6 protein-coding genes are annotated in these 11030 nt (G+C 38.0%); 1 reads left to right on the top strand and 5 read right to left on the bottom strand.

What is annotated here, in order from left to right; all coding sequences use genetic code 11:
• Positions 1–147: 147 nt before the first annotated feature.
• The 5 genes from DCO44_RS13470 to DCO44_RS13450 all read right to left on the bottom strand — a co-directional run bounded on the left by DCO44_RS13470 (position 148) and on the right by DCO44_RS13450 (position 9046).
• Positions 148–2502, bottom strand: a complete 2355-nt coding sequence (locus DCO44_RS13470) for a hypothetical protein (RefSeq protein WP_116762740.1) — start codon at positions 2500–2502, stop codon at positions 148–150.
• A gap of 3 nt (positions 2503–2505) precedes the next feature.
• Positions 2506–3132, bottom strand: a complete 627-nt coding sequence (locus DCO44_RS13465) for a hypothetical protein (protein ID WP_116762738.1) — start codon at positions 3130–3132, stop codon at positions 2506–2508.
• Entirely contained in the window at positions 3119–6433 is a 3315-nt protein-coding gene (locus DCO44_RS13460) for a type VI secretion system Vgr family protein (protein ID WP_116762736.1), read from the bottom strand. The genes DCO44_RS13465 and DCO44_RS13460 overlap by 14 nt, the downstream gene beginning before the upstream one ends.
• Positions 6434–6629: 196 nt before the next feature.
• Positions 6630–8330 carry an NAD-dependent malic enzyme gene (locus tag DCO44_RS13455; protein ID WP_116762734.1) on the bottom strand — a complete coding sequence of 567 codons (1701 nt, stop codon included), beginning with the start codon at positions 8328–8330 and terminating at the stop codon, positions 6630–6632.
• Between the two features lie 431 nt (positions 8331–8761).
• Complete coding sequence (locus DCO44_RS13450; protein ID WP_116762732.1) at positions 8762–9046, bottom strand: DUF2798 domain-containing protein; 285 nt, start codon at positions 9044–9046, stop codon at positions 8762–8764.
• 184 nt (positions 9047–9230) lie between these two features.
• Between DCO44_RS13450 and argS the strand changes: the two genes are divergently transcribed.
• Positions 9231–11021 carry an arginine--tRNA ligase gene (gene argS, locus DCO44_RS13445; protein ID WP_116762730.1) on the top strand — a complete coding sequence of 597 codons (1791 nt, stop codon included), beginning with the start codon at positions 9231–9233 and terminating at the stop codon, positions 11019–11021.
• Positions 11022–11030 lie beyond the last annotated feature (9 nt).

The raw sequence follows: 11030 nt of genomic DNA, 5'->3' as shown, positions 1-11030 counted from the left end.
TTGTAGGTGTAAAATTCTTACATTTCCCCGACTTTTCACAGATTCGATATGAAAAATAAAGTTTTGTACTACTTGACTTATATTGAACCGCCTCTGTTGTACATGCATACATCAAACTAATTACAAATAAAAGAAATAATCTATTCATCATTGCATAATCTCTATGTGCATGGCACCTTCACCTGGTACATCTGCTGAAATAAAACCTGAAATAATTCCATCTTTTAAAGCTTTCTGACAAACTGCTTTAAATTTTTTTCCTACACTATTCAAAGTATTTCCTGTCCCAAAACCATTACTGTTCGTACCTAAATCAATGATATTATTTTTTCTATATTGCTCTTCTGAAACGCAATGTTTCGAAACTCTCTGCCCTTTTTTTTGGAACTCAATAATTTTATCAACCATTTTCTGAATAGTTTCTTCTTTTCCAAGCCCCTTAGCAATACAATCTGCTTTAACTTTTTTCACAGCTTCCCCAGGTCCTGCATATTGCGTTGCCTTCAAATACATTGCTTCTGCTTGAGCTCTTGGGCTCCTTATTGTACTTGTAATAAAAAGCCTATTCATATTTGCTTCTTTAGCTAAGTAAGCTAGTACATTTTTCGTTTTCTGGCTGACGATTACTTGTCTTTCTTGCTCATTAACACCTTTAAACCCAATGGTTACATCTGATACATTCGGGATAGCAGGTCTATCTAATTTTAACTCAAAGGCTTTCATTCCTTTGCTAATTTCACCATCAAAAAATATATATTCCCTTCCCGCACTAATCGCTGTAATTTTTATCTTTTGACCAATTTCACCTTTATGTATTTTCTTACCTAGACCATGCATGCCACTTGAGTGGCCCTTTTTCTTATCTTTATATTCAATCGAATAATTACCCCCACTAAATAATTGATTAGTTTTTTGATCGTATGTATATACTGTAAATTCAGTTTCACCATTGTCATTAACTAAAGTTTTTGGGTGACCATCATCACTCGTTGATTGCTTTTGATCTCTTCTAAGGGTCTGATCAACTCCTGACTTTGGTCTAGAGACTAATGTAGATTGAGTTGTATTACTTTTTTGTGTAGTATTTTTACTAACATCTGTCTTTAACTTTTCAGATGCTGATTCAATAGCACCCTTTTCAATATAAACCTCCCTTTGTGCTTTATTCTTATCTACTTTTAAAGTACTAATATGAGTACCATCTCTTAATTTATAATTTAATTCAAATCCAGGCATTGCCTTGACTGTAATTTTACCATTACTATTAGTAACTTTAGATTTAATTTTCCCTCTATAAGTCTGTACCAAATTTAAATTACTTATAGGCTTCTTTAATTTATCATCATGATAAAATATTATATCAAATGAATGTAAATCTATTTTTATTAATTGTTCTTTCATTCCTTGTGAAACAGTAAAAGATTTAAGAACTTGACGAGAATCCTTCCCACTTATTTCAACAGAAATTTTCTCTCCTGATGTAGCAACTATATTTTTTTCAATCCCATCAATTCCAACTGAATGCTTTTTATCATTTCCTTTATATTTTATGAAATATGAAAAATTGGGTATTATCTTATTTTCACTATCTATTAATTTAAGATCAAAAATAACATCTGATATATTATTAAATATTTTATTTTTATCTATTTTCTTCTCATTGCTCTGAGAATTATCCGTACTTATAGGTTGTTTGGATACTGGAGGTGGTGTTTGATTATGTATATCTGTTTTCGACTTAATACCACCCTTCCCATTATTTACTACAATAACTGATGTATAATTTTTTCCATCACCCAATAAAGAGATTTCCTTATTATTCTTATCTTTTACTAAAACACCATTAACCTTAAACCTAGCACCCATATAGCTACAAACCTTAACCTTCTTTATCTTTCCTTTTTTATCTGTAATTAAATCCTTAAATAAAGGTACTGGTTCTTTATCTTTATATACCACATCAACTGTTACACCAACTAATGGATTACCAGCATTATCAACAAATGAAACATCGAATATTGAAGTTATAACTTTATACCAACGCATATCATCTTTTTCAGTCCCTGATATTTGAACTTGTTGAGTAGGATTCGATTTACTTAATACAAAATCAGGAACTAAAGAAGGGTAATTAGAAGGATCAGATTTATGTAATTGTGCCTGTGCCTTAGGACTATAATAATATACAACACCACCTGTAAAATCAGGCTCTGTTCCATTAAATATAGGTTCTACTGCTTTAATCAAACTCATCAGCTTAGATGAAATATCACCCGAATCTAAAGCTTTTTTTGCTCTTTTATAAGGTGAATTTTTCTGAGTATACGCATCGTATCCTGTTTTTGTAACGATTTGGATAATATTGCTCCAGGATTTCCAGTTTGCAAACCCCATTCTGTTTCTCATTGTATGGGCAATAACTTTCCATGAAGTTTCACTACAATTTTCAGCTTCACCATTAATAGTTGCAACAAATATTTTAAAATCTTCGCTATAGCTCATTTATTACTCACAAGTTTTCTTAATTATTTTATTAAAATATAAACTATTACCATTTTTATCCACATCCGCCAACATTGCTACTAAATGTAATTGTCCTTTATCATCAAAATATGATTTTTCTTGAAATGAATTATATATAGCGCTATCTATTGGAACATTATTAAATTCTTTATTTTTCAAATTAGCTATTATTTTTTTATTTTTATTAAATAACTTTCTAGCATAGATAATATTTTTCTTAGAATCACTTTCAATTAAACAATTATTTTTTTTATCTATGACAATAAACTCTTTAGTTTGATCTTCCTGTATTTTACTTATAAAAAAATGATATTGACATGGTGAACCACAACTACCATAAGCATGAAAAATATTTTCATTTACTTTATCAACTTCAGGATATCTCATATTTCTTAAAATGAAAGTAGTTTTATTATCAGAAATTTTTACAATATCACAATATTCTTGATCATGCCCTTTACATTTCAATTCAACATTAAATATATCTTTTGCATAGACAGTCGAACTAATAATAACTCCACAAAAAGCAAGAGCTAAAATGATTAAGCTATTAATATTAAATAAATAAAATTGTGATCTCTTACTTTGTAAAATTTCAATCATGTTCATGCCCTTCTCCACAACCACAGCTATCAATATCTTCACCATCTAATGATTCAGCTTCCTGTTCAGAAATTAACTCTTTAATTTCTGTTAAATAAACTCCTGGTACTAAAGCGAGTTCTACATTATCAACAGAATCACTATAAACTCTTGCGCTACTTTCTTGCTCAAACTCATATACAGCTTCAATTTTCTTAGAATGATTAATTAATTTATATTCCATATTTTTTAATATTTTAGTATCAAATATTTGACTTAAATCAAATCTCATACTGTACATTCCTGTTTCCGGCATTTTCGGCAACTCAGCATTTACTGTTGCCCCACTCGTAAACAAATGCTGCCCAGCTTTACTCTCAAACTTACCGCCTGTTGTTGAAAATACGCCATCTGCATTAATTTTGAGCTGAGACCCACCCGCTGTTAGTAGAATTTCTTTAGCGCTAGTGATTTCAATCTTATCTTCGGTAGAGATCAGCTTAATGACCTTCTTGGCGATTGCTTCAATCGCATCATCCTGTGCCTGTAACTCCAATTTTCCTTTTGCTGCATAAGCTTTCAAGCCCTTTTGTGCGGCAAACAAGCTGATTTTGTCTTGCGCATGTCCAATAATATTTTTCTGAGCACTCAGGTTAATTGAACCACTGGCACTCTCCGCAATATCCTGCGAAGCTTGCAAAATAATGTTTTCAGGTGTTGTTAAAGCAATCCCGTTAGGTGATGCCAATAACATCAATGCCTGTCTAAAAATCTTGCCTTGTTCTTGCTGCTTTGCATCAGAACTACTTTCTAGACCTTGGGTATATCCCTCCATAAAGCCTTGCAAAGAATCCAATGCTTTGGATGGTGTAACTTCTAATTTATTTCCTTTATGAAAAGTTCCACACGCACTCATCAAGTCAAAATCTTGAATATCAACATTGGCTAAAACTTTTCCAACTTCCTGAATACTCTCAAAAGGGTTTTGCTGAATTCGATCCTTGATACTTGCCAATTTACCTTTAACCAGATCAGCTCCATGTTCTTCAACATTTTCAATAAATGCTTTTAAATTTTCAGCAGCATCTTTGGCATCACTAAAGAATGCATTGAACTCCTCTACAACGGTTTTGGTATCCCCCCCTAATGCCCCAATATCTGCAATAAAACCACCACAATCTTTTAATGCATGAATTGGATCTTTATTCATACTTTCTTTGAACAGATTTAATGTGCTTTCTAGCGCTTGCCCTGTGGTTTTTAACTCGAGTGATTGAATAAACTTCGGCAACCGATGAATCACATTCAAGGCATCCGTTTGCTGTTTCACTGCAATTTCGCTCAGTACATTCATACTGTCATAGCCCTGTGAAAGCAAAGACTGCGCTTGGGCTGCTTCTAGGTGGTCAGCAATCGCTTGCTCTTGTGCATAAGTACTAATCAGCATGCCTTTGCCAGCACGCACCGCTCCCCAAGCATCAGTTCTGAGTTCAAACCCCTCGCCTCGACCACTGCTTTGCTCAGTTTCTTTAGGGTGACTGAGATTACCCAAATTCAACTGGGTTGCAGCATGGCTACTTTGCAACTGGGCACTGATCTGACCCGTCGTATCATCAAAACGCAACTGATTAAAACCGCTTCCATCCACTTCTTGAGAACGTATTCCACTCAATTTCTTAGTCGAAGGTAATTGTCCTTTCACATCAAAACGTGTTGGATAACGTTCAGCTTCATGGATACGCCCAGTGACAAAAGGCCGATCAACGCTGCCATCAAAGAAATCAATCACCACCAATTCACCCACACGTGGCAGAAAACGGACACCATAGCCTTCACCTGCCCAAGGTGTTAAAACATCCACCCATGCTGAATCCGTGTCATTTTGATTACTACCTGCACCTTCGTCATGCTGATGATCGGAAGATTGGGTAAAGAGAAAACGAACTTTAATTCTGCCCCATTCATCCACATAAATTTTCTCGCCTTCTGGTCCAACCACACGAGCATGCTGTGGGTAGGCCACGGGGCGATGTTTTAGGAGATCGTATTCAGGTAACATTCTTATGTGTCGACGGACTAGCGTAAGTTCATTGGCTTGACGCTCTTCAGATGATCTGCGAGAAAAATGACTAAATTCCAACAAATGACGCAATTGATTTTGTAATTCAACGGGCAAATTGTTTTGGTTATAAAACTGCTTTTCGTAAATCAAAAACTGCTTATCGGCACCATTGTGTTGGTCAATTTCAGGATGTCCTTGCAATTCAAACCAATACCCCACTTGCGCATCACGCACGCTAGTCTGCGCTTTAAAATATTTGGCACAAGCGGCTTGATACTGCCCCAAATTCGCATTGAGTTTTTCTAATTGCTGCGCCCCTGATGCTGTGGTCTGATCGGCGCCCGTCAGGTCTGAAATCCAAGCAGGTGTAATTGACCACGCCTGTTCCAAACTGAGGCTTTCATTGGCATAATTTTCACTCTGCTGATGGCTGCTCAACAATGAGCCACTCCCATCATCCTGTTGCAAAGTATCCGCTTGCCAACGTTGAACCGAACTGGCAGTCGACTGTAATTGTCGATGCGCCACCAAACTGGTCATACTATCAAAACGCTCGGTGGCATGACTGCGATGAAAACGGATAATGCCTCGATTCAAAGCAGTAAATTGCAACTGATCATCTATCAATCTTAATTTTTGTGGTTGAATCGCTTGCAAAGCATGGCTGACTATCAGACTGGTTTCATCGACCAGCCAATTGATACCTTCACTACGCCATAGACGGGTTAGAAAATCATAATCGGTTTCGTTCGCCTGCATCACAAAGGGGCGAACATCATAATTTTGAGTTAAACCTGAAAGATCTAGACTAAGGCTAGCATTAAACAGCGCACTTTTTTCTTGCCATTCCTTAAATAGAATTTCACTAATTTCAGGCACGCTTTTATTCATAAATACGCGACTGTTACGTCGTTTATGCCAAAGCGCCGTTGCATCTTGCAACACCAATCGATAAACCGTAAAAGCACCATCGCTTTGTAATTGGCTGGCTTGGGTAACGATGCCTGTGATGCGTGCCAACTGCCCCATATCGGTCACTTGATCGACCGCCACTTGGCAACCTATAAATTGCTTTAAGGCCAGATGAGCATTGGTCGATAAACAGATTAATTCGAGTTCTAAGCCAACATTGAGCGCATGTTTCCCCTCAATACGCTGTAGAAAGACCTGTGTATTCAGCTCCGCATTGGAGAATTGGACGTGAATAGCCCTTTTCAGTGTCGTTAGACCAAATTGATCTAAAACACGATAGATATGATTCAACATAGTTGTAATTCGTTATTAAAAGTTATACGTATATTAAGCGCGACATTCTAATGAACCGCTCAAATCAACGTCTAGCTCTTTTTGTAGTATTTTTATTCCATGTTCATACATACGGTCGAGAAATGTTTTAGGCTCAACGCTTATCCATAAAAAAAAGAGGCTTACGCCTCTTTTTTATAAAAATCTTTTGATTGGGTTAAAAGGTAATCCGACGATATTGACGGTATTCTGGTTTCCAGAAATTAGCTTCAATCGCTTCATGCAATAATTCATCGCTGACCATCGGTGCAACACCTGCGTCCATGGCTGCTTTTGCCACTTTAAATGCAATGATTTTAGAAACTTTTTGAATGTCATTGATATCTGGCAGTAAATCTGCATCGGGATTACTGAGTTTTGGTGAACAGTCTGCCAAGGCATTGCTTGATGCCATGAGCATACTGTCCGTTACACGAGTTGCGCCTGAAGCCACCACGCCCAAACCAATCCCCGGGAAGATATACGAGTTATTACATTGTGAAATCTGATAAATTTTGCCTTGATAATTCACTGGCGCAAATGGACTACCTGTGGCAATTAATGCACGTCCTTCAGTCCACTGCACAATATCCGCAGGTACCGCTTCCACACGCGAGGTTGGATTCGACAATGGCAAGATAATCGGCGATTCGCAATTACTGGCTAAAGTCTTAATCACTTCTTCAGTAAATAGCCCTGGTTGACCCGAAACACCAATCAATACCGTCGGTTTGGCCTGCTTAACCACATCCAATAAAGAAATATGTTCTTCGGCATTACCCCAAGTCGCAATCACTTCAGGTTTTTGCGCCAATTTACGTTGGAAATCAAGTAAATTAGGCTGATTTTCAGTGATCAAACCAAAGCGATCTACCATAAAGACACGTGCACGTGCTTCCGCTTCAGTTAAACCTTCTGCCACCATTTGCGCCACGATTTGCTCTGCAATACCACAGCCCGCCGAACCTGCACCCAAAAAGGTAATAATTTGGTCTTTGAGTTGCTTGCCTGCCGCACGCGATGCCGCAATCAAACTGCCCACAGAAACCGCTGCGGTGCCTTGAATATCATCATTAAAGCAACAAACTTGATCACGATATTTATTCAATAAAGGCATCGCATTATTTTGCGCGAAATCTTCAAACTGAATCAGTGCTTTCGGCCAACGACGTTTGATCGCTGCCATCACTTCATCCACAAAGCTATAATACTCTTCACCACTGATTCGTGGCTGACTCCAGCCCATATAGATTGGATCATTCAGTAATTGCTGATTGTTGGTGCCTACATCTAAGGTAATTGGCAAAGTATACGCTGGGCTAATCCCGCCACATGCGGTGTAGAGGGAAAGCTTACCGATCGGGATGCCCATACCACCAATCCCTTGGTCACCCAGACCTAAAATGCGCTCGCCATCGGTAATCACAATCACTTTGACATTCTTTTTATTTACATTATGCAAAATGTCATCGATATGCGCACGGTCAGGGTATGAAATAAAAATCCCACGATGACGGCGATAGATATCTGAAAAACGCTGACACGCCTCACCCACAGTCGGTGTATAAATAATTGGCATCATCTCACTCAGATGATTTTCAATCAGGTGATAAAACAAAGTCTCATTGGTGTCTTGAATATTGCGCAGGTAAATATGCTTATTTATCTCATCATTGAAAGCGCAGTATTGTTGGTATGAGCGCTGACTTTGCTCTTCAATCGACTCAATCACATGCGGAACCAAGCCATGTAAATTAAAGCGAGTGCGTTCTTCTTCTGTAAAAGCAGAGCCTTTATTTAATAACGGGAGTTCTAACAGGGTATTTCCAGCGTACGGGATGTATAAAGGGTATTTCGTCTTCAATTGTGCAGTTGTCATAACCAGTCTCAGTGCGCGCAATCCTCTCAACAGGATTACTTTACGTCATCAAATTTCCTTCGATTCGGCGTATAGCTTAGCCCTATTTTTTCAGCAACGTATATTTAGATACGTGATAATGGTATTGAAATAATTTCGCTATTAAATGAAGCTCTATTTATTGTTTTTTTATATTTATAAATTAAATCAATCTCAGAAATATTGCTAACATATTCATAACATAAAGACATTTAAGCAAGTTAACTAGCAAAACCAGAAACACAAATCATCGTTATTTTCTATAATTATGTTTTAAACAATTAATTCCATTCAATCTACTAAGTATTTTTTTAAGTGATATTTAAATCAAAAAAAATATCAATAAATAATTAAAAAACAAATACTTAATAAAAATTAAGACTTTTGGCTAATTTCTTCGCGAGTTTTTATCCTTATTTAGGCGGCTGATTAGGTGGCATCTCTACAAATAGTGCAGTCAACTTACGTACCAATGGCAACATCACCAAAACTACAGGATAGGCAATTGCCCACGATATCATCCACGCGGAAAACCAAAGTGATAAAAACGTATCACTCCACCCCAAATTACGTAACATATTAATAAAGGAAATAATGCCACTCATTAAGCAAGAGAGAAAAAAAGGCATCACCCAACCCACGAACCTAGGCGGCAATTTTGGAATATTTCCAATAATTTTAGGACGTTCTGTGGTCATCTGTTGACTCCAAGATTATGTATTTATTCACTATGCCATAGTTTCTCAAGCAAGATGCGACACATCTCATAAAAACCAAGCTGAAAATTTAAAGACGAATAAAAAACATTCTATAGAAAGGACTCACCTTATAGTCCGAAATTTGCTATATTTGCTGTTTTCTGCGACATTTATTTTCGACTTTATGAACATGGCAATACAAGCGGCGCTCGATCATGCAGTGCAATCCCTTCAAGCGGAAGGCGTACTCCCATCTGACTGGAACAACAACAGCACTTTGACGCGTACCAAAGACCGAAGCCATGGGGATTTCGCATCGAATATCGCCATGATTGGTGCAAAAGCTGCGGGCATAAAACCACGTGATTTGGCAGAAAAAATTCTCGCAGCACTGCCTGAAGTGGCTGACATCAGCAAAGCAGAAATTGCAGGTCCAGGCTTCATTAACTTTTTCTTAAATGCCGATCAGCGTTTTACTGTACTCGATCAAATTCAAGCACAAAACACACAATTTGGTCGTACCCAAGTCAATGCAGAAAAACGCATCCAAGTTGAGTTTGTCTCAGCCAACCCAACGTCTAGCCTACATGTGGGGCATGGTCGCGGTGCAGCTTACGGTATGACAGTTGCGAACCTGCTTGAAGCCACAGGTGCAAAAGTTGATCGTGAATATTATGTCAATGACGCGGGTCGTCAGATGGATATTTTGGCAACATCAACTTATTTACGTTATTTAGAGCTGACTGGTCAGGAACTGGTGTTCCCTAAAAATGCCTATCAAGGTGACTACGTTAAGGAAATTGCGCAAAGCATTATTGACAAAGACAGCAATGCCTATGTTCACCCTGTGGCAGACGTCTACAAAGATGTACCTGAAGATGTGCAATATGCTGAAGAACTCGATGCTGAAGGCAACAAAGTTGTGCTTTCTGGCGATAAAGAAAAACATATCGATGGTTTGATTTTTAATTCACAACAATTGACGGGCAAAGGCTATCGCGTTTTCCATCAAGCGGCATTGAAAGCGATCTTGGATGACATCAAAGATGATCTAGGTGAGTTTGGTGTGACCTTTAATCACTGGTTCAGTGAAGCCTCTTTAACTGAAAAGATTGATGAAGCACTGCAAACACTTGACCAACGTGGTTTCCTCTACGAAAAAGAGGGCAACATCTGGTTTAAATCGACTGAATTTGGCGATGAAAAAGACCGTGTGGTGAAACGCCGTAATGGTCAAACCACGTATTTTGCATCGGATATTGCTTACCACCTCAACAAATTACAACGCGGTTATACTGACCTGCTGGATATTTGGGGTTCAGACCACCACGGTTATATTTCACGTGTAAAAGCTGCCATTGATGCAATGGGCTATGACTCGAAGAAACTGACTGTCCTTTTAGTTCAGTTCGTGAGCTTATGGCGCAGCGGTGAAATGGTGCAAATGTCTTCTCGTTCAGGTCAGTTCGTGACTTTACGTGACCTGCGTAAAGAAGTCGGCAATGATGCTGCGCGTTTTTATTATGTGATGCGTAAGTCTGAACAACACATTGATTTTGACTTGGATCTTGCAGTTTCACAAAGCAAAGACAATGCGGTGTACTACATTCAATATGCTCATGCCCGTATCTGCCGTATGCGTGAAAAAGCTGCTGCAACAGGTGTCAATTTCAATGCTGAAACTGCCCGCCAATTTGCCAATAAATTGGACTTGGATGCAGAAACAGAAATTCTTGCCAAGCTTGCTGCTTATCCAGAAGTGGTTGCACGTGCTGCCAATGCTTACGAACCACATCAGGTCGGTAACTACTTGAAAGAATTGGCTGCTTTATTCCATGGTTGGTATAATGAGCACAAAGTACTGAATGATGATGCAGAACTTACACAAGCGCGTCTATTACTTTCAGTAAACGTACAACAAGTATTACGCAATGGTTTAGAATTATTAGGTGTATCTGCACCTGAGACAATGTAATTAACAAAG

Source organism: Acinetobacter sp. AM, assembly GCF_003105055.1.
Lineage (GTDB): Bacteria > Pseudomonadota > Gammaproteobacteria > Pseudomonadales > Moraxellaceae > Acinetobacter > Acinetobacter tibetensis.
Note: the sequence above shows the minus strand (reverse complement) of the source record. Positions and strands in the feature narration are given on the sequence as shown.